General features: G+C 45.7%; 19 protein-coding genes. 16 read left to right on the top strand and 3 right to left on the bottom strand.

Features of this window, described 5'->3' with window-relative positions:
* Positions 1 to 21 precede the first annotated feature (21 nt).
* The 5 genes from FE296_RS31100 (at position 22) to infC (ending at position 6,082) form a co-directional block, all read left to right on the top strand.
* The gene (locus tag FE296_RS31100; protein WP_150367545.1) at positions 22 to 1,959 is read left to right on the top strand and encodes an LTA synthase family protein; all 1,938 of its coding nucleotides are present in this window, start codon (positions 22 to 24) and stop codon (positions 1,957 to 1,959) included.
* 235 nt (positions 1,960 to 2,194) lie between these two features.
* Positions 2,195 to 3,202: an LLM class flavin-dependent oxidoreductase gene (locus FE296_RS31095; RefSeq protein ID WP_036670607.1), complete on the top strand. Its 1,008-nt coding sequence runs from the start codon at positions 2,195 to 2,197 to the stop codon at positions 3,200 to 3,202.
* A 99-nt stretch (positions 3,203 to 3,301) separates the two neighbouring features.
* Positions 3,302 to 4,054 (top strand): metallophosphoesterase family protein, encoded by a 753-nt coding sequence (locus FE296_RS31090; protein ID WP_150367544.1) that lies wholly within the window; start codon positions 3,302 to 3,304, stop codon positions 4,052 to 4,054.
* 484 nt (positions 4,055 to 4,538) lie between these two features.
* Complete coding sequence (locus FE296_RS31085; protein ID WP_076330830.1) at positions 4,539 to 5,471, top strand: manganese-dependent inorganic pyrophosphatase; 933 nt, start codon at positions 4,539 to 4,541, stop codon at positions 5,469 to 5,471.
* Positions 5,472 to 5,590: 119 nt separating this feature from the next.
* Positions 5,591 to 6,082: a translation initiation factor IF-3 gene (infC, locus tag FE296_RS31080; RefSeq protein WP_124114248.1), complete on the top strand. Its 492-nt coding sequence runs from the start codon at positions 5,591 to 5,593 to the stop codon at positions 6,080 to 6,082.
* Between the two features lie 180 nt (positions 6,083 to 6,262).
* Here the strand turns inward: infC and FE296_RS31075 are convergent, their stop codons facing one another.
* On the bottom strand, positions 6,263 to 7,087 hold the full coding sequence (locus tag FE296_RS31075; protein WP_150367543.1) for a protein-glutamine gamma-glutamyltransferase: 825 nt from the start codon (positions 7,085 to 7,087) through the stop codon (positions 6,263 to 6,265).
* A 272-nt stretch (positions 7,088 to 7,359) separates the two neighbouring features.
* Between FE296_RS31075 and FE296_RS31070 the strand changes: the two genes are divergently transcribed.
* On the top strand, positions 7,360 to 10,107 hold the full coding sequence (locus FE296_RS31070; protein WP_167483544.1) for a PAS domain-containing hybrid sensor histidine kinase/response regulator: 2,748 nt from the start codon (positions 7,360 to 7,362) through the stop codon (positions 10,105 to 10,107).
* 49 nt (positions 10,108 to 10,156) lie between these two features.
* Here FE296_RS31070 and FE296_RS31065 read toward each other — a convergent pair whose 3' ends face one another.
* Positions 10,157 to 10,369 (bottom strand): cation:proton antiporter regulatory subunit, encoded by a 213-nt coding sequence (locus tag FE296_RS31065; RefSeq protein WP_017688899.1) that lies wholly within the window; start codon positions 10,367 to 10,369, stop codon positions 10,157 to 10,159.
* Between the two features lie 118 nt (positions 10,370 to 10,487).
* The gene (locus FE296_RS31060) at positions 10,488 to 11,135 is read right to left on the bottom strand and encodes a DUF3153 domain-containing protein (RefSeq protein WP_190945674.1); all 648 of its coding nucleotides are present in this window, start codon (positions 11,133 to 11,135) and stop codon (positions 10,488 to 10,490) included.
* A gap of 711 nt (positions 11,136 to 11,846) precedes the next feature.
* On the opposite strand from FE296_RS31060, the gene FE296_RS31055 reads away from it, so the two are divergent.
* The 10 genes from FE296_RS31055 to dctA all read left to right on the top strand — a co-directional run bounded on the left by FE296_RS31055 (position 11,847) and on the right by dctA (position 26,634).
* The gene (locus FE296_RS31055) at positions 11,847 to 13,541 is read left to right on the top strand and encodes a M3 family oligoendopeptidase (protein ID WP_124114252.1); all 1,695 of its coding nucleotides are present in this window, start codon (positions 11,847 to 11,849) and stop codon (positions 13,539 to 13,541) included.
* 246 nt (positions 13,542 to 13,787) lie between these two features.
* The gene (locus tag FE296_RS31050) at positions 13,788 to 14,939 is read left to right on the top strand and encodes an iron-containing alcohol dehydrogenase (RefSeq protein ID WP_150367542.1); all 1,152 of its coding nucleotides are present in this window, start codon (positions 13,788 to 13,790) and stop codon (positions 14,937 to 14,939) included.
* A 564-nt stretch (positions 14,940 to 15,503) separates the two neighbouring features.
* A complete protein-coding gene (locus FE296_RS31045; protein WP_150367725.1) occupies positions 15,504 to 16,673 on the top strand; it encodes a glucose-1-phosphate adenylyltransferase in 1,170 nt (389 codons plus the stop codon).
* Positions 16,674 to 16,699: 26 nt separating this feature from the next.
* Positions 16,700 to 17,803, top strand: coding sequence for a glucose-1-phosphate adenylyltransferase subunit GlgD (glgD, locus tag FE296_RS31040; RefSeq protein ID WP_150367541.1), 1,104 nt, complete (start codon positions 16,700 to 16,702; stop codon positions 17,801 to 17,803).
* Between the two features lie 358 nt (positions 17,804 to 18,161).
* The gene (locus FE296_RS31035; RefSeq protein WP_124114255.1) at positions 18,162 to 20,594 is read left to right on the top strand and encodes a glycogen/starch/alpha-glucan phosphorylase; all 2,433 of its coding nucleotides are present in this window, start codon (positions 18,162 to 18,164) and stop codon (positions 20,592 to 20,594) included.
* Positions 20,595 to 20,858: 264 nt separating this feature from the next.
* A complete protein-coding gene (locus tag FE296_RS31030; protein ID WP_150367540.1) occupies positions 20,859 to 21,728 on the top strand; it encodes an effector binding domain-containing protein in 870 nt (289 codons plus the stop codon).
* Positions 21,729 to 21,770: 42 nt separating this feature from the next.
* Positions 21,771 to 22,229, top strand: coding sequence for a VanZ family protein (locus tag FE296_RS31025; protein WP_150367539.1), 459 nt, complete (start codon positions 21,771 to 21,773; stop codon positions 22,227 to 22,229).
* 308 nt (positions 22,230 to 22,537) lie between these two features.
* A complete protein-coding gene (locus FE296_RS31020; RefSeq protein ID WP_411860612.1) occupies positions 22,538 to 24,250 on the top strand; it encodes a glycoside hydrolase family 13 protein in 1,713 nt (570 codons plus the stop codon).
* Between the two features lie 97 nt (positions 24,251 to 24,347).
* Positions 24,348 to 25,040, top strand: a complete 693-nt coding sequence (locus tag FE296_RS31015; protein ID WP_124114258.1) for a metal-dependent hydrolase — start codon at positions 24,348 to 24,350, stop codon at positions 25,038 to 25,040.
* 238 nt (positions 25,041 to 25,278) lie between these two features.
* A complete protein-coding gene (gene dctA / locus FE296_RS31010) occupies positions 25,279 to 26,634 on the top strand; it encodes a C4-dicarboxylate transporter DctA (RefSeq protein ID WP_150367537.1) in 1,356 nt (451 codons plus the stop codon).
* Positions 26,635 to 26,728 lie beyond the last annotated feature (94 nt).

Below are 26,728 nucleotides of genomic sequence, written 5' to 3'. Positions count from 1 at the left end.
GAGTAAGGGTTGAAAGCGACCATGTATAATTCCAAAAATGAACGAACTTCATCACGGACTTTATTTGCCGTGTTATTCATTCTTATGCTGTTGAAGCTATCACTGCTGCGGTATTTCTTTTTCCAGGGTCTGTCCGGCATCGGTCTGTTAACTGACGCATTAGGTGCACTAACTGTGGTATGCCTGCTGGATCTGATCGTGCCCAAAGGCTGGAAGCGAGCAGTATACGGAGGATTTAATGTTCTGTTTTCTCTGGTGCTGTTCGCGGCTACGCTGTATAACGTTCATTTTAGTTCGGTGCCCACCTATACCGCGCTAAGTGAGCTGGGGCAAGTTGCCCAAGTACGGGGAAGTATCGGACCACTGGTACGACCGGAGCACTTTCTGTTTTTTGCAGACATCGTACTGGCATTGCCAATATGGTTGATTATGCGCAGACGTGCTGGTGGGCGTAACCACAGCAGTTACCGCGATAGCGGTTTGACGTTTGGTAGAATTCGCAGACGTTACTGGGGCAAGCTCGGCGTTGCGCTTACCGCTGCATTCTGCATCGTGCTGTCTGGCAGTTTTATTGTCAAAGGTGAAACGATTGATAATGAGCTGGTTCGGGCCGAGAATCTCGGTTTCCTGAACTATCAGGTATCGTCTGCCATTCTGACGAGCAAAGAGAATGAGGCCATTGCGAATGGCAACATTAACGAAACAATTGCCAAGATCAATGAGCTGGTTAGCAAGTATCCGTATCAGGATAAACCAAATAACGGCTCAGCCGTGAAAGCCAAATATTTTGGTCAGGCCAAAGGCAGTAACCTGATTGTACTGCAACTGGAGTCCTTTCAGAATTTCCCGATTAATGCTTCATTAGACGGTCAGGAGTTAACACCGGTACTGAATGATCTGGCCAAAGAAAGCTATTATTTCTCTCATTTTTTCCAACAGATCGGACAGGGAAACACATCAGACGCGGAGTTCATGTCGAACACGTCTATCTATCCAACCGGAGTTGTTCCCATGTCAGCAGGGTATAGTGACCGCGAACTGCCGAGTCTTCCCAAGTTATTAGGAAAAGAGGGATATGAGTCGGAGACGTATCACGTCAATGACGTCACCTTCTGGAACCGGAACAAGATGTATCCGGCACTCGGATTCACTCGTTACTTCGACAAGCCCAGCTTCGAGAACGACAGATTCAATGACTTTGGACCATCGGATGAAGAGTTGTACCGTGTAGGTATGGAAAAAATGACTGCGCATCAGGCTGCGAATCAGCCGTTCTATGCTCAGTTCATAACGGCATCGAGCCACTCACCGTTTACGGTTCCCACTGATCGTGCACGGATCACGATTCCTGCGACCATCACGAACAAACTGCTTCACGATTATCTGCAAGCGATCAACTATACGGACTATGCCATCGGTCAACTTATCAATGAATTGAAGGCGAACGGATTGTGGGATAACACTACTTTAGTGCTCTACGGAGACCACTTTGGTCTCCCAGCTGACGAAGAGATTACACAGCAGATTCAGGCCAATCTGGGTGTCCCTTATGACGGTAAAGTAAGTCGATTCAACATTCCGTTAATGATTCATACGCCGAAACAGACCAAAGGGCAAGTGATTGAGCAGCCAGGGGGTCAGTTGGATATGTTGCCAACGATTATGAACTTGATGGGTGTTTCGCTTCAGGATGAGAAATTTACTGCCTTCGGACATGATTTGCTCAACATGGACCACAATGCCTTCGGTATCCGGTATTACTTGCCGACAGGTTCATTTGTCAACGATGACATTATGTTTATTCCGGGTGCGGGCTTTGATGATGGAACGGCCTACTCCCTAAAAACATATGAACCGGTAACGAATTTGGAACCGTATCGTTCCGATTATGAACATGTGCTCAGCCTGATGAAACTGTCTGACGAATATGTGAAGTTGTTACCGAAACGTGCACCATAAATCAATTTTTCTGCAATAGGTCAGATCAAAAACGTCACCAGTTCAAAAGCTGGTGGCGTTTTTTTGCATGTTTCTTGCACAAGTGTGGTAATAAAAAGAATAACTAAAGTTTGAAACTGTAATAATTAATGTTACAATGGAATGAGCAAGAATGAAGTGAGCAAAAGCGCGTAATATTCGCAGATCTCATATTCACAGTTCTTATGAACCTAACAGACGAGAGGATTGAATATATATGAAACTGAGTGTACTAGAACATGGACATATCAATGAAGGACGAAGTGTACAGGATACGTTGCAGGAAACGGTGAAACTCGCACAACATGCGGATCAATTGGGGTACTCCCGTTTCTGGATGTCGGAGCATCACGGTAGTGGTGCGCTGTCTTTCTCCAGTCCTGAAGTTATGATTGCACATGTGGCTGCACATACGGATCGAATTCGCGTAGGTTCCGGTGGCGTTATGCTACCTCACTATAGTGCCTATAAGGTTGCAGAGAATTTCCGTCTGCTGGAAGCTCTACATCCGGGACGGATTGACCTTGGGATTGGCAGAGCACCGGGAGGCATGCCAATTGCCAGCAGAGCACTGAATGAAGGCAAATCATCGAATGTACAATTTTTTCCGCAACAGATCGCGGATCTGGGCGGATACTTCCACGAGCAGTTGCCCGAGGATCATCGGTTTGCATCTCTGGTAGCCGGACCATCGGTTCCCACTGTACCAGAAGTGTGGTTGCTGGGTTCCAGCTCTGAAGGTGCAAGAATTGCTGCGGCACAAGGGACATCGTATGCGTTTGCCCAATTCTTCGGAACACCAGGCGGCGAAGAAGCGATGAAACATTACCGCAGACATTTCAAGCCGTCCATCCTGAATGACAAACCACATTCAATGATTGCTGTTTCGGCATTCTGCGCAGAGACAGAGGAAGAAGCCGCTGAACTTGCGCGTAGCAATGAACTTTTCTTCTTACGCCTTGGACGAGGCCTTGAACAAAGTTCATTCCCATCTCTGGAGACGGTGAACAACTATCCATACACAGCGATGGAGATGGAACAGATTCGTCAACGTCGTTCATTTTCCATCGTGGGAACACCGGATCAGGTGAAAGACAAAATTACCGCAATGGCTGAACGCCATGAAGCAGATGAAGTCATTATTGCATCAGCGGTCCATTCGTTTGAAGCACGTCTGCGCTCATTCGGCTTGATTGCAGAAGCCTTTGGACTCAAGCAGGACTAATGGTAAGCAAGCGGGAATAACTACTCTAAACTGACTGGAATCTTGCTCATGCAAGGTTCCGGTTATACTCTTGCGTGATCAGGGAGAGGAGAGATTCACATGCGCAGATGTGTCATTAGTGATATTCATGGCTGTTACGATGAATTTAATGCATTGCTTAAGCTCGCAGATTATAATCCGCAGCAGGATGAATTGATTTTACTCGGTGATTATGTGGATCGCGGTCCAAGCAGCAAACAGGTCATCGAACAGATTATGCAGCTTCAGCAACAGCACCATATTATGGTGATCAAAGGCAATCACGATGCCATGATGGTGAAGGCGCTTACCCAGGATGTTGAGCAATATGATCAACACTGGATTCGTAATGGCGGACTACAGACGATGGCAAGTTATCTGGATCTGGAGCTTACTTATGATGAGCAACAGATAGATTGGGAAGCTTATGCTGAAGCCAAAAAGTGGATACGTACACACTATGAACACCATCTTCGTTTTCTGGAACAGCTTCCGCTGGTGTACGAAATTCCGGGTTATATTTTTGTGCATGCCGGGATCAACCCGGATATCGAGGATTGGAGAAGCCAGTCCGAGCGGGACTTTATTTGGATTCGTGAATCATTCTATTCCAGACCAACGACGATTAGAGAGACGGTCGTATTTGGACACACCCCCGTAAAGCATTTGCATGATGAGACAGGCATTTGGTTTGACTCGAGCGGAGACAAAATTGGCATTGATGGTGGTTGTGCCTACGGAGCGCAATTGAACCTGCTGGAGATTAGTGAAGACGGCAGTCTACAGACCTTTTTTGTACGGCAAGGGCAGAGCGCGGAAGAGCCTGAGATTTAATGTTTTCGTTGCGTATCAGAGTTTCGTATGCTAATTTATAAGGTTGTACGATGGAATAAATAGGATACATATCATATCGACTTGAGGGGAATGAACCAAGTTTAGCTATTTTTCCAAAATGACTTGCCTGAGAATGATTGCAATTAATTCGCTGTAAAGGGATTGGAATTTAGCCTTATTAGCGCTATAATCAGTAGGGTATGATTAAAATATGACATATATTTTCTATATAAGTTCAACTAAACTTTTTACACGAGAACGGAGAGGACAGAAAAAAGCTGGAGAAGCGGAGCGTTGGCCTGAAAGCTTTCTGAAAGAAAGCTGCATCGGAAGCGTATGCTTATCACTGGATTTTCCCTTTAACAAGGGAATCAAAAAATCTGGGGATAACAGCGATCGGAAGGTTATTCTGTCATCGGAGTGGCAAGTGTAAACATTCTTTGGTTAAACTTATATAAATCAGAATTGACGGAGGGCTATGAATATGGAAAAAGCGTTAATCTTCGGTCACAAAAATCCCGACACGGATACGATCTGTTCGGCAATCGCCTATGCGGATCTCAAAACAAAATTGGGTCAGGACGTTGAAGCAGTTCGTCTCGGCGAAGTCAATGGTGAAACCCAGTTTGCACTGGATCAATTCAAAATTGCAGCACCACGTCTGATTAAAACCGCTGCAAATGAAGTAAACAAGGTTATTCTGGTTGACCACAACGAGCGTCAGCAAAGTGTAAGCGATATTGAGGAAGTAACTGTTGTTGAAGTTATCGACCATCACCGTATTGCTAACTTTGAGACAAGCGGACCTCTGTATTTCCGTGCAGAGCCTGTAGGTTGTACCGCAACCATTTTGAATAAAATGTACAAAGAAAATGGCATCGAAGTGAGTGCGCCGATTGCTGGCCTGATGTTGTCTGCCATTATCTCCGATTCCCTGTTGTTCAAATCCCCGACTTGCACAGAGCAGGACGTAGCCGCTGCGCGTGAACTGGCTGCCATTGCTGGTGTAGATGCAGACAGCTATGGTCTGGACATGCTGAAAGCCGGAGCGGATCTGAGCCAAAAAACAATTGCTGAACTAATCTCCTTGGATGCCAAAGAATTCGTAATGGGTCAATCCAAAGTGGAAATTGCACAGGTTAATGCCGTTGACGTGAATGATGTTCTCGTGAAGCAACCTGAGCTTGAAGCAGCCATTGAAGCAATCATTTCCAGCAAAGGTCTCGACCTGTTTGTATTTGTCGTAACAGACATTCTGAACAACGATTCCGTAGCTCTGGCATATGGTACATCCACTAAAGCTGTGGAGAAAGCCTACAATGTGACGCTGTCTGATAGCAGAGCGCTCTTGAAAGGCGTAGTATCACGCAAATCACAAATTGTACCGGTTCTGACGGAAGCATTCAACACGCTGTAAATCAAACCGATTGGCGTATTTGTTCGCTGATAAGTATTACAATAAGTAGCAACACCATCCTAGCCTGCTCTGATCCGTAAATGGTCAGGACAGGCTTTTGATGTAGAGGAGGAAGAACCATGATCAAAAATGAAAAGATCAAAGCAGCCGAAGTGCAGCTGACCGGCCTGAATGGTGAAGATCTGGGTGTCATGTCCACGCAGGAAGCACTTCTACTTGCGAAGCAGCATAAAGTAGATCTGGTGTGCTTGTCCTTGATGACAAGTCCACCGCCATGCAAGCTGATTGGAGCTGGAGCGGCCAAAGCGGAAGCGCAGCAGGCGAAGAAAAAAGCGAGTAAATCCCCCGATAAACGTAAAGTAAAGGAAATTCGCTTGAACCTTGCGATGGAGGATCATGACCGGGATACGAAGCAATCTCAAGCGGAGCGCATTCTGAAGAAGGGTGATTCGGTAAAACTCGTCATCCAGGTGCATGGAGCCAAAGAAGGAGTTGCAGGCAAGGAGTGGGCTGAACAACTGAGCAAATCGCTGGCTGAATTCGGTAGCAAAACGACAGGTGTTCAGGTAAGTGGTAAACAGGTTGTTGTGCAACTGGACCCTAATGAGTAAACTGCTTGGTGCGATCCTCGATGTAGCACAAAGGTAAGGCGAATGTCGATACAGTAATGATCTTTTGGATGTAAAGAAAGCCCAATGACGTGGCAGGCTAACTGCTGCTGTATTGGGCTTGTTTGTCATCACTTGGATTGAGGTGCAATTTAATGCAAAAGCCGTTTCTGTTCCAGTAGTTCAGCTGCGTAAATAACGGCTGCCACCAAGACGTACATATAACTGCCCAGGTAATACAGGCGTGGAACCAGCGGCCATATTATTCTGGCTGTTTTTGGCGAATCGGGATAAATAAAAGAAGTCCGGATAGATCACCATATCCATTAAGTAGGCGGAGACCCGGCTACCTGGAACGCGGAACTGATTCAGGGTACGTATAATTTCTTCGCCGCGTGCAATACCAATGCCATGACCATAATACCAGTTCTCACGCAGCATGAACGTATTCTCTCCCTGCCACTCGGGGGTTTCCGGAGAAACATCCGGATTTTTGAAATACAGCACATCTCCTGGCAGGGCGGTTTCGCTACCGTTTTTTTCGGTTAATCGCAGGTCACTGTCATAATGCCAGTCAAAGAGTAACAGATTTCGAAACAGGGAATTAAAGGCGTCTTCGCGAATGCTTCCCAGCACGCCACCATACAGCACAATGACAGTGGCTGTTGCACATTCAAAGGCATATAAGTGCCCATTCCTCCAGATATCCCGGATGCCGTCGGCGGGTGTCACATTCGATTTTAGCTCGAACCCACCCTCTGCATTACGATTCCAGTAGGCAGGATTACATCTGGATTTTTCAAAGGATGCAAAACTCACCCCGCTTCGATCCAATCCTTCCGCTGCATCCACGAGAGAGCCCCTCAAGTCCCACTCAAAACGAAGATGATCCATGGATTGGTACACATACCTTGTAGGACGATCCTGTAGTTGCTGTAACCAATACCATTCAAAATCAGACCATTCCGAGCGGTTCAGCTGGACGGGTTGATTTGCGACAATGATCATGATCCATAACCTCCGTTCCTATTCGAATATTCAACATTGTATAATCGGGAGAGCACGGGTATTGTGTAGTATATGACGTGATGTGTTCGAATTGGTATGTACATAATGAAAGTTGTCAGCATCCAAAATTAAAAATGTCGATACATGCAGCAATTTTATCCGATCTCGTTTATCAATCATGGCATTTGGGGTAGTACTCTATAGATGAAGTTATGTTCAGGTCGATCTATTCATACGGAATACATTCAGATTCTTATAAAGGAGGACATGTAATGTCGAAATCCATTACAGAGAGCCGATCTCTGTTCGAACAATTGTATACGCACGCACCAATCGGCATTGCTGTCGCATCGCATGTAAATGGACGGTGGTTGCAGCTTAATCCTGCATTTTGCGAGATGCTTGCATACAGTGAAGATGAACTGATCGATACTTCGGTCATACATATGATCTACGAAGAAGATCTGCATATGGAGGAATTCCGCAGCAAGTTCTGGGAAATGACTCATGAAACAAGTCCGATGTACGAGACGGAGGTTCGTCTGAAACGAAAGGACGGTTCGTTATTATGGGCAACCATTAGAGCATGCATTGTTAGGGATGAAACGAATGGTGAGCCCTTGTATTTGCTGGTACAAGCTGCTGATATTACGAAACAAAAAGATGCAGAGCAAATACTCATCGTGCAACGTAAGCAATTGGAAGAGAGCAGTCGCATCTCTCGCCTGCTGGCGGAGTCTTCACTAGACCTGGTTGCAATACATGATGCTGATTCTAGTCGTACATTTAAATATGTATCGAATGCATGTAAAAGCATGTTGGGCTATGAGCCAGAAGAAATTATAGGTAAGCCAGGAACATTCGTTATTTATCCGGAGGATGTGACTTTGGTTGAAGCGTACGTAGAAGAGCAGAGAAAGGGTCTGGCTCCCGAACGGATCAATTATCGCCTGTTACATAAGGATGGATCTACGGTATGGGCAGATACGATTACGCACTATGTATATGACAATTCAGGTGAATTAATGGAGATGGTCGCTGTAACCCGGGATATCACAGCCAGCCAGCAACAACAGTTAAGCATGCAGGAGTACAGATCGTTATTTGATTGTAATCCCCTAGGTGTGGCTTCTCTTGATCTGGAAGGCAATCTGCTGAAAGCCAATATGGGTCAGGAACAGTTGACAGGACACACCAAGGAGGAACTGCTGAGTCGGCCTTTTGATCACCTCATTGATCCTGTGGATCTGGAGAAGACTCGCTATCATTTTGAGGAAACGGTGAAGGGCAATGCGCAGAGCTACGAGATAGGTTTAATTCACAAAAATGGGCAGCGAATTGAAACAAATGTGATTAATGTTCCTATTATACTTGAGGACAAAGTTGTTGGGGTCTACGGGATTACCAGTGACATAACAGAGTCCAAACGTTACGTAGAGGAAATCGAGAATCTTAGTTATGAACGGGCATTGATTTTGAATGGCATGTCTGAGGGGGTTATTGGACTGGATCTGGAAGGGAATCTGAACTTTGCCAATCCGGCCGCTGCGGAGATCATGAACTTCTGTCCAAGTGAAATGAACGGCAAACCCCTTGAACAGATGATGATCCAAATGCAGAGCGAAGGCATCCCCTATCCATCCAAGGATACACCAATTCTACAGGCTGTTCGTGAGGGACGAGGTCTGCCGCGTACCGAATCAGTATTTTGGAGACCGGATGGTTCCAGTTTCCTGGCGGAGTTCCAATTGAAGCCGATTATGGATCAGGGTAGAACCCGCGGGGCAGTTTTGGTTTTCCGTGATATGACATCTGTTAAGGACATCATACGTGCCAAGGAAGCAGCAGAGCATGCAGACCGAGCAAAGTCCGAGTTTCTCGCCATCATGAGTCATGAGCTTCGTACGCCATTGAACGGCATCATGGGCATGGCAAATCTGTTAATGGAAACCGAGCTGGATGATGAGCAGAAAGGCTTTGCGGAAATCATGATTGATAGCGGCGAATCCCTTTTGTACATTTTGAACGAAATTTTGGATTTCAGCAAAATCGAAGCAGGCAAAATGGATCTTGAGCGCGCACCTGTAGATATTAAGGCGATGCTGAGTGGGGTGATCGAGCTGTTTGCACTGAAGGCATCAGAGAAAAATATTGAACTCTATTGTGAAATGTCGGATCACATTCCTGAGCGAATTCGGGGGGATGAGACACGAATCCGGCAGATTTTGATTAATTTGGTGGGTAATGCCGTTAAATTCACAGAGCAGGGTCGTATTCAGGTGAGCGTTGGTGTTGATTTTTCAGATGAGCATGGTCGGGACAATCTGATGTTGACCTTTAAAGTAAGAGATACAGGAATCGGTATTCCAACAGAAAAGCAGCATCAGTTGTTCCAATCCTTCTCACAGCTTGATCCGGCCATCAATCGCAAGTTTGGCGGGACAGGTCTGGGCCTTGCGATCAGCAAGAAACTGGTGGAATTAATGGGTGGAGCGATTGGCGTACAGAGTGAGATCGGTGAGGGAGCAGAGTTCCAGTTCACCCTCGTAGTGGAGCGCTGGCAAGAAGAAAGTAGTGACCCGATCGAAATTACTGAGAATAATGAACTGCAATTGGATCGAGCCAGTCTTGCCCATGACATCAAAATTTTGATTGCTGAGGATCAAGCGGTCAACAGTCATCTGTTGGAGGAGATGCTGCGCAAGTTTGGCGGAGTCTGTGATATCGTTGAGAATGGTGCACAGGCCGTCGATTCATTGAACAAGGTTCAATATGACCTGGTGTTTATGGATATTCAAATGCCAGTTATGGATGGGATTGAAGCGACCTGTCGAATCAGACAGAGCCACCCAGACATACCGGTTATTGCAGCGATTACAGCTTTTGCAGGCGCCGGTGACCGTGAGGAGTGTCTGAAATGCGGGATGCAGGACTTTATCAGCAAACCGTTTCATTCCACGGAGATTAGCCGCGTATTAAATACATGGGTTCCGTATATTCGCTCTCAAAGGGTAACGTAACGAAAAATAACCTGCGCCTTGAAATTCAAGGTACAGGTTATTCTGTAATTTACGACCAACCTCCGATTAAACCGGAGAGAGTCACACATTCGTCATCTTCCAAATCTGCAATCAGAGTGAGTTCTTCGTTGTCTTGTGGATCAACGGAGAATAATTCACGGCGTCCGTCCTCATGCACAATAATGACTAACTGATGGCCGCCCTTTGTATCAAACTGGTACTTAACTCCGATACCAGGTAGTGGGCATTCGCGGATATTCATGAAACCTGTCACCTCTTTAGCTTTGCTTAATAAAAAATTAACCGTTCACACAGTACGGATGTATTCTACTATCCATAACACCGTTTGGCAAGTCACAAATAAAATTGGTGTGAAGGAATTAATTTTTTCCGTGATGTGATCTTGCACTATGGCGCTGTCTGGCCCGTTTGCGACGAACAAAAAACCAAATGAGCAGAGCAACGATTAATAATAGGCCAATGACTGCAATGATGATGATATTCCGGATATTGGGAACCTGTACAGTCAGATCCAGTTTATTCATCTGGAGGGGTGAAACGTGCCAAATGAGCGTTTTTCCGCCATCCTCCACCTGATCTGCATTGGAATCGGCTGCTTTGATGGGCAAAGACAACTTAAAGTCAAAATTAACATCTTTTAACAAGAGGTTTTTAAGAAAGCTTGGCACCTTGTTAATTTGATTTTTGATCTCACCATCGGGCATGGACTCCATGAGATCGGCTTCTGCTGTAATGTGCATCTTGGAGGTGAAGAAGCCGGGTGAAGTTGATTGTTCAACCTTGATCCCTTGTGGTAACTTGGACGTATCAAAGCTGGTTTTATTGCTTTTTTCGTAATGGGTAGTCGCTGTGAGCTGCTTCTGATCTCCCTGTTCCGAAACCTCTGCCTGGAAGTTATTTCGATTCAATGCATCTGCGATCAGAGGCATGAGATTGTCTTGTCCAATTTTTCCAAGAGCGGAGTTCTTTACGTTGAGATTGAGACCCAGATCCGTTGATCCATCCATATTCACCGTAAGATGGGCTTCTCCATCAGCACAGGCGGATAAAATACATAACATAAGGGCTAATAGAACAGTAAGAAATAGCTGACGTAAGGGGATGCGAGTTGACATGTCTTTCAACCTTTCTGCGTAAAAATCCAAATTCCATTTCATAGAAGTATAGTATACACCGTAAGCATGGCGGATGAAACTTTGAACCGTGCAGTGAGGTACGTATGATTTAGTGTGATCGGGGAAATAATCCATTTATTAAAATTAAAGATTTCGTATTTTTGTCAATGTTCGGTCAATTCAAACGGCGCTTCACCGTGTACACTAGTAGTAGTGTGATGAATATACGGAAGCAGGGAGGTTACATTCATGACATATATCATTATTATGGCTGTTATTATGGTCGTGGGCATGGTCGGAATGGGCTGGTTCTATCAGATTATGGATAAAGACCAAAGCTAGTATTGTTTAAATGTGAAAAGAAGAGAGACAACCTATAAGCTGGCTTCGCTAACGCGAGGCGGGCTTATTTGTGTAGAAAATTTTGAGGCACTGACCTTACATAAGTACGTAATATATGTAATCGTTCATGTTGTACAATTTGACCGATGGACAAATATTTTTCGTAAAGATGGGATTTTTTAGCTGCTCTTTTGTATAATAGGGGGTAGTTTAACTCGGGATACTCCCGAAATTCTGCCAAACAGGAAAGGGTGTACATAAATGAAATTTAGTGAGTATACGTATACACGTCCGAATCTGGAACACATCAAGACATCTTTCCGTGAGCTGTTGAGCGGTTTTGAAGCTGCTGCAACGGTTGAAGAACAGAGTGGGTTCATGGATCAGATTAACGCGCTGCGCAGTGATTTTGAGACACAAGCCCAATTGGTCTACATCCGTCATTCCATTGATACCAATGATGAGTTTTACAAGGCGGAGAACGAATTTCTGGACGAGAATGCACCCATTGTGCAGGAATATATTACGGATTTTTACCGTGCACTGGTTAACTCCAAATTCCGCAATGAGTTGGAACAAAAATGGGGTTCACAGCTGTTCCAACTGGCGGATCTTTCACTGAAAACATTCAGCCCGGAGATTATTGAAGAACTCCAGAAGGAGAACAAACTTTCCACAGAATACAATCAATTGATCGCATCCGCCAAAATTCCGTTCGAAGGTGAAGAGCGTACGTTGCCACAGCTTCATCCATTTGAACTGTCCACGGATCGCTCCATGCGGGAGCGTGCTTCGGAAGCCAGATACACTTTCATGGCTGAACATGAAGCTGAATTCGATCGCATTTACGATGAATTGGTTAAAGTGCGTACACAGATCGCGAAGAAACTGGGTTATCCAAGCTATGTGGAACTCGGCTATGATCGCATGAACCGCACGGATTACAACGCAGAGATGGTTGCTAACTTCCGGGCACAAGTTCGTGATTATATTGTACCTGTGGCGACCAAGCTCAGAGAGCGCCAGCGTAATCGGATTGATGTGGATACGCTGTATTATTACGATCAGGGCTTCAGCTTCAAGACGGGTAACCCGACACCTAAAGGTGATGCGGACTGGATTATCGCTAATGGTAAAAAAATGTACGCTGAATTATCACCAGAGACAGATGCATTTTTCCAGATGATGACCGAAAACGAGCTTATGGATCTGGTAAGCAAAAAAGGTAAACAGGGCGGCGGATATTGTACGTTCCTGAACGATTACAAAGTGCCGTTTATCTTCTCCAACTTCAACGGTACATCCGGTGATATCGATGTATTGACGCATGAAGCAGGTCATGCTTTCCAAGTGTATGAGAGCCGTGATTTTGCAGTGCCTGAATACAACTGGCCGACATATGAATCGGCTGAGATTCACTCCATGAGTATGGAGTTCTTCACATGGCCGTGGATGCAGTTGTTCTTCAAGGAAGATACGGACAAGTACAAGTTTGATCACCTGTCTTCCGGTCTGTTGTTCATTCCGTATGGTGTAGCTGTGGATGAATTCCAGCATTTTGTGTATGCGAACCCGGATGCAACACCAACGGAGCGTAAGCAGGCATGGCGCAACATTGAGAAGACCTATCTGCCACACATCAATTACAAAGATAATGCGTATCTGGAGCAGGGCGGTTTCTGGCATAAGCAAGGTCACATTTTCTCATCGCCATTCTATTACATTGACTATACGTTGGCACAAATCTGTGCATTCCAGTTCTGGAAACGCAGCAATGAGGACATGAAGTCCGCATGGGCCGACTATCTGACATTGTGCAAAGCGGGAGGAAGCTTGTCCTTCACGGGATTGGTTGAACTGGCTGGACTGAACTCACCATTCGAGGATGGCTGTGTATCCTCCGTAATTGGCGATATTGAGGCATGGCTTGACGGCGTGAACGATAAGGCGCTGTAAGCCTCCATAAGGATGCTTTTAGTGAAAGTACCTTCTGTAAGGTATAAGTAGTGGATAAAGCTTTAAGATAGATCAGTAAGACGGCTTGGATACCTTCGGGTGTCTGGGTCGTCTTTTTCATTACGGGTAAAAATCAACCTCCAGTGTAACATTTATCGTGTTCATTGTGATTTATTTCACTATATCTGAAAACGGATTCAGTTACAATGGAGATAGTAAATCAGGGGTTACAGGAGGCTGGTTCAAATGGCAACACATGCATATTATGTTCCGCCCGTGAACTTGATGGGTAGAGGATGTTTACAGGAAGCAGGTCAGATGATTGAACAGATGGGTATCCGCAAGGCGCTGGTTGTAAGTGATCGTCAATTGATTACTTCAGGCGTTGCTGAACAGGTACTGTCTATACTAAGAAAATCAGGGTTAGACTATGTAGTATATGATGAGGTTCAGGCTAATCCAACATGTCAGAATGTACATGATGGACTGCAAGTATTCCAGGATCATGGCTGTGACGCCATTATATCGATAGGCGGAGGTTCACCGCAGGATGCTGCCAAAGGCATTGGCATTGTAGCTACCAACGGTGGGCATATCCGTGAATATGAAGGATTTCATCAATCGAAACATAAGTCCGTGCCACTTGTGGCTGTAAACACAACGGCTGGCACATCGAGCGAGGTGACAATAAACTACGTGATTACAGATGAGGAACGTAAAGTGAAGATGGTAATGGTGGACCGCAATAGTCTGGTCTCCCTGTCGGTTAATGATCCGGAGCTGATGCTCAGCAAACCTGCAAGTCTCACAGCGGCCACAGGAATGGATGCGTTGACACATGCCGTAGAAGCGATGGTTACACCGGGTGGATTTACAGTGACAAGTGCGACAGCTGCAGCAGCTGTTGAACTGATCTTTGAATATTTGCCAAGAGCCGTGAGAGACGGCAGTGATCTGGAAGCGCGGGAACATATGACGTATGCGTGTTTCCTTGGCGGGATTGCTTTTAATAATGCGGGTCTGGGTTATGTTCATGCGATGGCGCATCAACTGGGTGGCGTATATGATCTGCCGCACGGTGTGTGTAACGCAATGTTACTCCCCTACGTGGAAGAGTTAAACGCCAAGCATGTACCCGGCAAATTCCGTCATATTGCTAAGGCAATTGGTATGGATGTGAAAGGCAGAAGCGATGAGGAGTGCTCAGATTACGTCATTGAGGCCATACGTCAGCTATCAAAGGAAGTCGGGATCCCTGAGAAACTGTCTGAACTGGGTGTAAAAGATCCCGATGTGGAACTGCTTGCCGATAACGCGATGAAAGATGCATGTGCACCCGGCAATCCCTATCAACCGTCCAAGGATGAAGTGATGGAGCTGTTTCGCAAAATTATATAGACTGATTCAGAAACGGATACACCAAAGTACGATCCTGTTGAAGCTAGAGGATCATGGACCAAGCAGGGTCAGAAAATAACAGACAAAATGAGCCGGGATCGAAAGTCGGCTTTTTTGTCATGTGAACTCATACCTTTTACTTATTTTTCCACTTAATGATTGCACAAAAACTAAAGGATTTTGCTTCCCTTTTATCGAATACAATATAAATAACAGCGGCACGAGAAAGGGTAATTTCACCCGCAACTTGATGTCGATGTTTTCCAGTAAGATTCCCCAGTCCGTTTCGTGTTTAATGTTAAATAGGAGTAGTCTATTACATTGTTCACGAGCTACACCTTAAGTTCTGCATCTAACATTCACCTCTGTAAGACAGTCAAATTCTACACAAGCATCATCTCTATTTCAGGCTTTACAATCCAAGAAATTCTACTGCAACAAGATTCACCGGTTACACATCTGTACAGCATGCTCCTAATCAAGACAACAGTGTCCACACAACAGAATATCGATTATGGGCTCTGAAATGAATCAGAACGAATGCACGTGGAGGAGGCTGTAATGATGGCGAAAAAAGAAGTTGTAGCGATGCTACTTGCCGGAGGGCAAGGTAAGAGGTTAAAAGGATTAACGAAATCACTGGCTAAGCCAGCAGTATATTTTGGCGGTACGTACCGAATTATTGATTTTCCGCTAAGTAACTGCTCTAACTCGGGTATTGATACAGTGGGCGTATTAACTCAATATGAACCACTTGTCCTGCACTCCTATATTGGTATCGGCAGTGACTGGGATCTGGACCGTAAAAATGGCGGAGTATACGTACTTCCTCCCCATGAACGTGAAGACGGAAGCAGTTGGTACCGTGGCACAGCAGATGCCATCTTCCGTAACCTGAACTTTATTGAACAATTCGATCCTGAACATGTGCTCATTCTGTCAGGGGATCATATCTATAAGATGGATTACGAAAAAATGCTCCAGTATCACAAAGAAAAAGATGCGGATTGTACCATATCGGTCATTGATGTCTCCTTGGAAGAAGCCAGCCGGTTCGGGGTGCTGAACACCAACGATGACTATAGCATCTATGAATTTGAAGAAAAACCTCCTGAGCCCAAGAGCACACTGGCTTCCATGGGTATCTATCTCTTCAAGTGGGATGTACTGAAACGTTTCCTGATCCAGGATGAACAACAGGCATCCACCTCCTATGATTTTGGTAAAGATATTATTCCTTTGTTACTTGAAAACGAAAAATCCTTATATGCATATCCATTCGAAGGTTATTGGAAAGACGTTGGTACCATTCGCAGTCTGTGGGAATCCAATATGGACCTGTTGGACGAAGACACACCGTTTAATCTGAATGATCCGGACTGGCGTATTTTCACACGTAATCCGAACCAACCTGCACAATATATCTCACCTTCGGGCAAGGTACGGAATTGTATTATTAGTGAAGGCACTGTAGTGCATGGTGAGGTCAATCATTCTGTTCTGTTCTATGGAATTGAAGTTGGCGAGAACAGTGCTGTCATCGATTCGGTGATCATGCCAAGAGTGAAAATCGGGCAAAATGTGCGCATTTACCGAGCTATTATCGCAGAAGGATTGGTTATTCCCGATGGAACACAGATATCGCCTGCACCGGAAGATGAGAGTGATATATTGCTCGTGGATCAGGAAGAACTGGAACGTCAACTTCGCCAAGGAATAACCAGCAAGGCCTAATTGAAGTCAAAAGGACGGTGCATGCGATGAAACCATTGATCGGAGTTATTAACCTTGACCATGAACTTGAAGAATTGAAGGAATTGACATATTTTCGCTGCGGAGCCGCGGTGCCTTATGCCGGGCGTTACCGTCTGATCGATTTTGTTCTATCCAATATGATGAATGCAGGAATCGAGAGTATTGGTGTATTTGTACGGCGAAAATATCGCTCGTTGATGGACCATCTTGGTGACGGTAAACCTTGGGATTTGGATCGCAAGCATGGGGGTATGTTTATTTTGCCACCAGACTGGAACGATCCAACAGATACATCACAAGGGGATTTGCAGCATTTCCATAACAATTTGGACTTTTTCCACAGAGGGGCAGGACAATATGTTGTGCATGCGGGCAGTCGCCATGTGACCAAAGCAGACCTCCAGGATGTCTACAGGTATCACATCAGTAAGGGAGCTGACGTTACACTGGTCTGCAAAAAGGTAGATCAGCTGCTGCCTGAGCATGACGCCTGTGTCAAAGTTGATCATGACGGTGACGGTAACGTGGTGGACATTCACCAAAGCGCTAATCACCCGAATATATATACAGAAATTTTTATCATGGAAAAGGAATTGTTCTTGCGCCAGGTGCAACGCTGCATTGATCATGGCGAGAGCCATTTCTTCCGGGATGTGATTCAAAAAAATCCGGATGGATTGAATATCGCTGCGTATGCATATGATGGCTATCACGCAGTCATCAATTCCATTGACAGTTATTATCGCAACAGTATGGATCTGTTGAACACAGGGCAATATGAACAACTGTTCAAGGAAGATCCGATTCAGACCAAAATTAAATACGAAGCGCCTGCCAAATACCTGGATACCGCCGATGTTAAACATTCACTTCTTGCGAATGGCTGCATCGTAGGTGGAGAGGTGGAGGACAGCATTCTGTTCCGTGGTGTACAGGTGGCCAAGGGTGCCAAAATAAAAGGTTCCATCATCATGCAGAAATGTTACATTGGTGAAGGGACGGTACTTGAGAATGTCATTCTCGATAAAGACGTGAAGCTGACCGGAGGACAGACGCTGATCGGCGACCCGTCGAATCCATACATTTTAGCGAAAAGTACTATTATCTAATGCCCACACGTAACCGATATCTTCTATAAATATATATAAAATAAAAATCCTGTAGGATGGATTTAAGGTTCATACACTTTCTAAGCATCGGGCCACTGCTAGAGCTCCCTCATACGTGCAAACGTAGTGGAGGAGACGAAATCGATTCTGAAGAAGCGAAGCGTTCGCCTTTATCCCCGGATTTCCCCTTTTAAAAAAGGAATCAAAAAAATCTGGGGATAACAGCGATCATAAGAACGATTCGTCACCGGAACGGGCTTTTAGCCGAAAGTGTAGCACTTAAAGGTTTGGCACTCATGTGCAACTGAGTGTATGAACCGCCACCATCCTACAGGATTTCCCCGGGAGGAACCTACTTTTGTTTGACAACAAGGAAACGTTCAAGAGTATATTTACACGGAATCTGGTCAGCAAATTGGGCAAACCGATTGAAGAAGCAACACAGGAAGACGTGTACCACGTACTGGGAAGCATGATTCGTGAATATGCAGGCCAGGATTGGGCAGCGTCGAATCAGGGGTTCAAGCAGCGCCAGGATAAACAGGTCTATTACTTCTCGCTGGAATTCCTGATTGGACGTCTGCTCGGGAACAATCTGCTGAATGTGAATGAATTGGAATTGGTGCGTGACAGTTTAGCTGAGCTAGGCTTCTCCTTGGAAGAGATAGAAGAACAGGAGGCGGATGCAGGACTTGGTAACGGAGGTCTGGGACGACTCGCTGCCTGTTTCCTGGATTCACTCGCATCACTCCGATATGCAGGACATGGTTGCGGGATTCGTTATAAATACGGTTTGTTTGAGCAAAAAATCATCAATGGTAATCAGGTAGAGTTACCCGACAATTGGCTGGATAAGGGCAATGAATGGGAAGTCCGCCGTCCAGACAAAAAGGTGGAAGTACAGTTCTGGGGCCGGGTAGAAGCTCATGAGCAGGATGGAGAATATCAGTTTGTTACAAAAGATGCCGAATCGGTTGTCGCCATTCCCTATGACGTGCCTGTCATCGGTTATGGTCAAACCCATGTGAACACATTGCGTCTCTGGAGTGCCGAGCCAAAGCGCGAGACTTCACTCGACACCCCTTCGAACTACTACGGTTATCTGGATTATAGCCGTTCGGTTGAATCAATCTCGGAATTTCTGTATCCGGATGATTCCCAGTACGAAGGAAAGCTGCTGCGATTGAAGCAGCAATACTTCATGTGCTCGGCAGGTGTACAGAGCGCGTTGCGTACGTTCAACAAGCTGGAGCTACCATATGATCGTTTACCTGATAAAGTGGCCTTCCACATTAATGACACACATCCAACCTTGGTTATCCCAGAACTGATGCGCATCCTGATTGATGTGAAGGGGTATGGCTGGGATGAAGCATGGGATATTACAACCCGTACTGTATCGTATACCAATCATACAACGCTTAGTGAGGCGCTTGAGAAGTGGCCTGTATCCATGATCAGCAGGCTGCTGCCACGAATCTACATGATTATTGAAGAGATCAACAAACGCTTCTGTGGCATGCTGCTGGACCGGTATCCGGGAGATCAGGATCGCATAGGGCATCTGGCGATTGTTGCAAACGATCAGGTACGGATGGCGCATCTGGCGATTGTAGGCAGTCATAGCGTGAATGGTGTTGCTGCTCTGCACACCGAGATTCTGAAAGAGCGCGAGATGGCTCCGTTCTATGCACTGTATCCAGAGCGTTTCAATAACAAAACGAATGGTATCACCCATCGCCGCTGGTTGATGCATGCCAATCCGAAACTGTCGGATCTGATTACGGATACAATCGGTAACGATTGGATAACAGAGCCGGGCAAGCTGGACCAGTTGGCTGGCTTTGCGGATAATACATCATTTCAGGAGCAGTTCCGTTTGATTAAGCGGGATAACAAAGAGCGGCTTGCTGCGTATATTCTGGATCATACCGGGACAGCAGTGAATCCGGATTCCATCTTTGATGTACAGGTGAAGAGGCTGCACGGGTACAAACGTCAACTGTTGAACATTCTGCATGTTATGCATCTGTATAACCGGCTTAAGAATGATGCTTCGTTTGATATGGTGCCACGTACGTTCATCTTTGGTGCCAAGGCAGCGCCGAGTTATTATTTTGCCAAGAAAATTATTAAGCTGATCAACACCGTGGCTGACACAGTGAATCGGGATGCGGCCGTAAATGACCGCTTGAAGGTATTTTTCCTCGAAAATTATTCCGTCTCTCTCGCAGAGAAGATCATTCCCGCTGCGGATGTTAGTGAACAGATCTCAACCGCAGGTAAGGAAGCTTCCGGTACGGGCAACATGAAGTTTATGATGAACGGTGCTTTAACGATTGGCACGATGGATGGAGCCAACGTGGAGATGGCGGAGCAGGTTGGGGAAGAAAATATGTTCATCTATGGTCTGCGTGCAGACGAAGTGCTTGAGTATTATCGCTCAGGCAGCTATCGTCCGAATGAGATTGTGCATCACGATGAACGCATTCGCGAGGTTGTGGAGCAACTGGTGCATCTAGGTGCATTCTGTTATCGTGACGGGGAGTTCTGGGATATTTATGACTCCTTGCTGGCCCATGGTGACGAATACTTTGTATTGCGTGATTTTGCTGCTTATGCTGACGCGCATGCTGCGATTGACCAGGCGTATCGGGATATTCCGGGCTGGACCCGGAAAGCGATATTAAACACGGCTCATTCCGGCATATTCTCCAGTGACCGTACCATTAGTGAGTATGCGACAGATATCTGGGGTATTCATCCCGTGTCCGGGAACTGGAAAGGTTAAGAATAGATTGTTAAACAAACAAGTCCCCTTGTTCACAAGAGCCATCTCTACTGGTTGATCAACTAGAGTAGAGAGTGTCTCCTTGTAGAACAAGGGGATTTTGGCATAGATTGTATCATAGTGTCATTCAGCATGAAGAGAACCGCAACTCGCGTATCTTTCATCATACAAGTTCGCACACAAAATCAAAAAAAAGATCGGGATCTCAGTCATACTACATAAGAAATCGTTTGATATTTTGAATTAGATAGGGGAGCCGTCACTATGGATCACTACACACGAATTCAACTTGCTATTGAGTATTTGGAGCAGCATTTGCAAGATGATTTTAATATCAGAGAGACGTCCGCTGCTGCGAACTTTTCGGCGTTTCATTTTCAGCGTTTATTCCAGGCGATCACCGGATTTACGGTACTTGAATATGTGCGCAGACGAAGATTAACGGAAGCTGCTGGGATGCTGCGGGGCACATCGGAAGGCATATTGGACATTGCGATGAGCTTTGGCTATCAATCCCAGGAGGCCTTCACCCGTGCATTTTCAACCTACTTTGGAATGACACCCGCGAAGCTGCGTAAGCTGGAAGCGGAGCAGTTGTCTCTTTTGAAGATGCAAAGGAGCATTGATTTTAATGATTATCGAACTTCACTTGGTGGAACATTCCACATGAACACACCCCGTCTGGTCACATTGGCATCGAACTGGATCATCGGCTATGAGTATAAGACCAACCTGAATGACAATCAGCATTATGCTGAAATACCCGGATTTTATCACGATTTTGGCATGGAACAAAAATTCAGGGCGATTCCGGAGAGGACTCGCCCTGATATGGCTTACGGTGTGGCCTGTCATTTTGAAGAGGATGGGGCATTTTCTTTTATTGTGGGTGAAGAAAGCAGTGGAGCATCCCAGGTACTTGAACCCGGTTTTACTTCGTTTGAAATTCCGGGCGGCTTGTATGCAGAGTTCACCGTGGAAGGTTCCGGGCAGGATATTCGTAAAATGATCTATGGCAGCTGGCTGCCGCAGTCCAACTATGAACGGAGGGAAGGACCAGACTTTGAAGTGACGGATGTCTGGAAATCGACCCCTGAACAACTGGACATGAAGATCTATATCCCGTTAAAATAGACCTTACCGCTTCGCGGAATTCAAGGTCGGAGGACTGGATGAATGAGCGAAAAGTCATGGCTTCACTCTAAGTGGATGTTATTAATTGTTGCTTTCATGGCAGCGCTCTACATACTGATTATGGGCAATTTACTGTTTGTTAGTGGCCGAACACCAGGCATGTATTATCAATATAATCTCGTACCCTTCGAGACGATTCGTCCACTTCTTATGGAGAGGGAGAGGTACAATACAGATACCTGGGTCAAAAACCTGTTTGGAAATATCGTATTGTTCATTCCGCTGGGCATTTGGATCCCATGGTTGTTTCGGAGGTGCCGCACATTCCTGACATTTACATCTACAGTTGTTTTGCTTCTGCTGGGTGTCGAGGTCACACAATTGATTACACGTGTAGGTTCGTTTGATGTGGATGACATTATTCTGAACACGATCGGTGCCTGGATAGGTTACGCCGGATATAAGTTAGTCTTATGTTCACAAAAAAGGACTCGGAATTGAACTGCAGATCGCGGTCCATGACCGGGTCTTTTTGCATAAGAAGCCTTTCTAATGTTTACAAGGGAATCATTTCGGATAAAACATATTAACGGCTTAATATAGTGAACAGAGATTATATATAAATTGAACTAAACATTTACACGAAACGGAGAGGACAGAAATAACCTGAAGAAGCAATCAGCGTTCGCCTTTATACCCGGATTTTCCCCTTATAAGGGGAATTCATAAAATCTGGGGATAACAGCGATCGGAAGGTTATTCTGTCATCGGAGTATCCAGTGTAAATATGCTTTAGTTCAATTTATATATTGGATAAAGATGAGAGCGAGGTGGGCGATATCGTTTGGTGGAAAGAGAGCGTGGTATACCAGATTTACCCGAGCAGCTTTAAAGATTCGGACGGAGATGGATATGGCGACTTGCAGGGAATCTATGAGAAGCTCGATTATTTGGAGAATTTGGGCATAGATGTGATCTGGCTCTGTCCCATTTATGATTCACCAGGACATGATAACGGATATGATATCCGGGATTACTACGGCATTTTACGCAAGTATGGCACGATGGAGGATTTTGATCGATTATTGGCAGAGGCCCACAAACGTGGTCTCAAGATCATGATGGATCTGGTGCTGAATCATACGTCAGATGAACATGCGTGGTTTGCTGAATCACGTTCATCAAAGATGAATCCGAAGCGGGATTATTATATTTGGCGTTCAGGTAAAAATGGGCAGGTGCCGAATAATTGGGAGTCCTATTTTGGGGGTTCGGTGTGGAAGCATGATCCCGAGACAAATGAATATTATCTGCATCTGTATTCGGAACAGCAACCCGATCTCAACTGGAACAATGCACAGATGGCAGAAGAGATGTATGAGATGGTGCATTGGTGGCTGGAAAAAGGGGTCGACGGATTTCGTTTCGATGCAGTAGCGCATATCGCCAAGGCAGAGGGTCTGCCAAGTGCCCACAATCCGGATAATCTGCCGGTAGTTCCAGCGTATCAGCTCTTTTCCAACTTGGAACAGGTACATTCCATCCTGAAGAAACTGAATAACATGATCCTGAAACCTTACGGCCCCATGACAGTTGGCGAGACTTCGGGACTTGGACCTGAGCAGGCCTTGGCTTATGTCGGGACGGATCGTGACGAACTTAATATGGTATTCCAGTTTGAGCATATGTTTATCGATGCTAAATCCTCCGGAATTGGTAAATGGAACTATAAGGAATGGAAATTGACAGATCTCAAAGAAATCATGAGCCGGTGGCAAACGGTTTTGCATGGTAGAGGCTGGAACGCCAATTATATGGGCAACCATGATCAGCCACGTCCGGTTTCCCGTTTTGGTGATGACGGTAAATATAGGGTGCGTTCTGCTCAGATGCTGGCGACGTGGATGCTTACACTTGAAGGAACACCCTACATCTATCAGGGAGAAGAGATCGGCATGACCAATGTCGCTTTCCCGGATATCGAGCAATATCGGGACATCGAGACCAAAAATTATTACAATCATTACATTGGTCAAGGTAAGTCGAAGCATGAAGTCATGCAGGCGATCTGGCTGAAGAGCCGTGATAATGCCCGCACGCCGATGCAATGGGATGAGACGGAACACGCAGGATTTACCAAGGGTCAGCCGTGGATACAGGTGAATGATAACTATCCCGAGATTAATGTGGCTGACGCCGAAAGTGATCCGCAATCCATTTTGCATTATTACCGTAAGTTAATTGCGCTTCGCAAACAACATAAAGTGCTTATTTATGGTGCGTATGAACTGTTACTGCCGGATGATCCGGATATCTATGCCTATACACGAACGCTGGATGATGAGCAGATGTTGGTCATTCTGAATTTCCGTGGGCATGAGCCTGAGATGGAGTGGCCTGAAGGGTGGAATGCCGAGCATGCCAAGCTGATCATCAGCAATGTAAGCAGACGTTATTCTACCGATGAAGGTGCCATTCAGCTTCAGCCGTATGAAGCAAGGGTATATCGTAAACAGCGGTGACACGGAGGCTAGCGTAATTTTGCGTTGGTGAAGAGCTATGATTTATAATAAATAGTGGTTTCAAAATAATCAAAACATATGTCGGGAGGAATCCAAGTTGTTGAATATTACGTTCCACGGTCACTCCAGTGTACAGCTGGGCACAGAAGAAAAGTCTCTGATCATTGATCCCTTCCTGCGTGGCAACGAGCTTGCCGTCACGAAGCCTGAAGATATCAAGACCGATGTTGTGTTGCTGACACATGCACATATGGATCACATCCTCGATGCTGAGCCTATTGCCAAAGCGAATAACGCCAAAGTTGTGGCTATTGTGGAATTGGCTACATATATGTCCTGGAAAGGTCTGGATACACTCGGCATGAACATGGGCGGCACGGTAGATCTTGACTTTGCTCAAGCCAAAATGATTCAGGCGTTCCATACTTCCGGGATTGTGCTCGAAGAAGAACAACGGATCATGTATGCAGGGTTGCCTGCTGGATATATCATTAATATTGGTGGTAAAACGATTTTGCATGCCGGAGACACAAGTCTCTTCGGGGATATGAAAATGATCGGTGATCGTCATGATATCGATGTTGCCTTCTTGCCGATTGGTGGACATTTCACCATGGGACCTGAGGATGCACTGCAAGCGGCCGAATGGTTTAATGCCAAACTGACGATTCCGGTTCATTATGATACGTTCCCGGTGATTCGTCAGGATGCGGAACACTTCGTGCAACAACTGGCTGCAAGAGGGTTGGAAGGACGTGTGCTGGCCCCGGGAGAATCTATTACCCTGTGATGCACATTTAACCCCTGTTCAATAAAAAATGGATTTATGGATAAAGACGAATATCACGTCAAGATAACTGACGTGGTATTCGTCTTTTTTCAGTTCCAGGTTCAATTTTCACAGATAGAGTTGGTACAAATGACAAAAACATTGAAATTCCATTGTTGAACTCCCGTTTAGAATGATATAAAAAGTTACACGGAAACCAAACGGAAATCCGAATTGACCGCAAACAGGGGGAGCGTTCATGTCATTTATGAAATCATTATTTTTTCAAATTATTGTAGCGGTAATCATCGGGAGTGGCGTTGGCATTCTGTGGCCGGATCTGGGTAGCTTGCTGCAACCGCTCGGAACAGGTTTCATCAAATTGATCAAGATGATCATCGCACCACTGATTTTCATGGTGATTGTAACAGGCATTGCCAAAATCGGTGATCTGAAGTCGGTAGGTCGCATCGGGCTGAAAGCCATCGTGTGGTTCGAGATTGCAACTACAGTGGCGCTGGTACTTGGATTGGGAACAGCCAATCTGCTTCGCCCCGGTGCCGGAATGAACGTGGACCCTTCAACCATAGACGCAAGCGGCATTGAAGCGAAAACCAATGGTTCCGAGTTACCGCATACGGTAGACTTTATCATGAATATTATTCCGACAAGTGTTGTAGATGCCTTTGCACAAAATGCACTTCTGCAAGTATTGCTGGTGGCATGCCTGTTCGGGGTTGCACTGGCAGCAACCGAGATTAAGGCAAAAGAGAATGTACTGACGCTGATTGAGAACTTGCTCGGCATTGTGTTCCGTATCATTGGTTATATCATGAAACTCGCGCCGATTGGTGCATTTGGGGCCATGGCCTACACAGTAGGTGCCTATGGGGCTTCCACATTATCGTCCTTTGGTCTGTTGATTCTGGCCTGTTACGGCGCAGCACTGCTGTTTCTGGTCATGCTGGCATTGGCTGCCTGGTGGATTACCGGGCTAAATTTCCTGCAATTTGTGAAATATACCCGTTCTGAAGTGATGCTGGCGATTGGAACCGGATCATCGGAAGTGGTGATGCCACGTATGATGGACAAACTAACCAAGGCGGGTTGTGATCGTGCGGTTGTGGGGCTTGTGGTACCGACGGGGTACTCGTTTAATCTGGATGGCGCTTCAATCTATTTATCGTTGGCCACGGTTTTTGTTGCTCAGGCCGTAGGGATTGAACTGACATTGATGCAGCAAATTACGATTTTACTGGTGTTGATGTTAAGTTCCAAAGGCATGGCAGGAGTACCTGGCTCCGCATTCTTGGCCCTGTCTGCAACGGCAGTGGCTGTCAATGCTTTTCCGGTAGCAGCGGTTGCTCTACTGCTTGGTGCAGATCGATTCATGGATACAATGCGTGTATTCACCAACCTGATGAGCAACTGTGTTGCAGCATTTGTGGTTGCAAAATGGGAAGGCTTGTTGGATCAAAAGCGAATGCGTGCCGTACTCTCTGGTGAGATCAGTGTTGCTGAACTGGAAAGGGAAGAGCAAGCTGAACTATCTCTATTGAAGTTGAATATGCAGGAAAAACAAGGGAAAGCCGTAGTTTCACCGGAGATGTCGTAAGAGGCGTGGCTCCGCTGTGGTGATTAAGTAAGACAACAACTTTATAATAACAATCCATTACAACAGTAAAAAAACAGTAGAATACATTTAAGAA

Source organism: Paenibacillus sp. UASWS1643 (assembly GCF_008693195.1).
Taxonomy (GTDB): domain Bacteria; phylum Bacillota; class Bacilli; order Paenibacillales; family Paenibacillaceae; genus Paenibacillus; species Paenibacillus amylolyticus_B.
The sequence above is the reverse complement of the archived record's forward strand: the minus strand, read 5'-3'. Positions and strand labels throughout refer to the sequence as shown.

Excerpts from the sequence above, each read along its gene's own strand:
- FE296_RS31100 (WP_150367545.1), top strand. The coding sequence starts at position 22 with ATGTATAATTCCAAAAATGAACGAACTTCATCACGGACTTTATTTGCC.
- FE296_RS31095 (WP_036670607.1), top strand. The coding sequence starts at position 2,195 with ATGAAACTGAGTGTACTAGAACATGGACATATCAATGAAGGACGAAGT.
- FE296_RS31090 (WP_150367544.1), top strand. The coding sequence starts at position 3,302 with ATGCGCAGATGTGTCATTAGTGATATTCATGGCTGTTACGATGAATTT.
- FE296_RS31085 (WP_076330830.1), top strand. The coding sequence starts at position 4,539 with ATGGAAAAAGCGTTAATCTTCGGTCACAAAAATCCCGACACGGATACG.
- infC (WP_124114248.1), top strand. The coding sequence starts at position 5,591 with ATGATCAAAAATGAAAAGATCAAAGCAGCCGAAGTGCAGCTGACCGGC.
- FE296_RS31075 (WP_150367543.1), bottom strand. The coding sequence starts at position 7,087 with ATGATCATTGTCGCAAATCAACCCGTCCAGCTGAACCGCTCGGAATGG.
- FE296_RS31070 (WP_167483544.1), top strand. The coding sequence starts at position 7,360 with ATGTCGAAATCCATTACAGAGAGCCGATCTCTGTTCGAACAATTGTAT.
- FE296_RS31065 (WP_017688899.1), bottom strand. The coding sequence starts at position 10,369 with ATGAATATCCGCGAATGCCCACTACCTGGTATCGGAGTTAAGTACCAG.
- FE296_RS31060 (WP_190945674.1), bottom strand. The coding sequence starts at position 11,135 with ATGGATGGATCAACGGATCTGGGTCTCAATCTCAACGTAAAGAACTCC.
- FE296_RS31055 (WP_124114252.1), top strand. The coding sequence starts at position 11,847 with ATGAAATTTAGTGAGTATACGTATACACGTCCGAATCTGGAACACATC.
- FE296_RS31050 (WP_150367542.1), top strand. The coding sequence starts at position 13,788 with ATGGCAACACATGCATATTATGTTCCGCCCGTGAACTTGATGGGTAGA.
- FE296_RS31045 (WP_150367725.1), top strand. The coding sequence starts at position 15,504 with ATGGCGAAAAAAGAAGTTGTAGCGATGCTACTTGCCGGAGGGCAAGGT.
- glgD (WP_150367541.1), top strand. The coding sequence starts at position 16,700 with ATGAAACCATTGATCGGAGTTATTAACCTTGACCATGAACTTGAAGAA.
- FE296_RS31030 (WP_150367540.1), top strand. The coding sequence starts at position 20,859 with ATGGATCACTACACACGAATTCAACTTGCTATTGAGTATTTGGAGCAG.
- FE296_RS31025 (WP_150367539.1), top strand. The coding sequence starts at position 21,771 with ATGAGCGAAAAGTCATGGCTTCACTCTAAGTGGATGTTATTAATTGTT.
- dctA (WP_150367537.1), top strand. The coding sequence starts at position 25,279 with ATGTCATTTATGAAATCATTATTTTTTCAAATTATTGTAGCGGTAATC.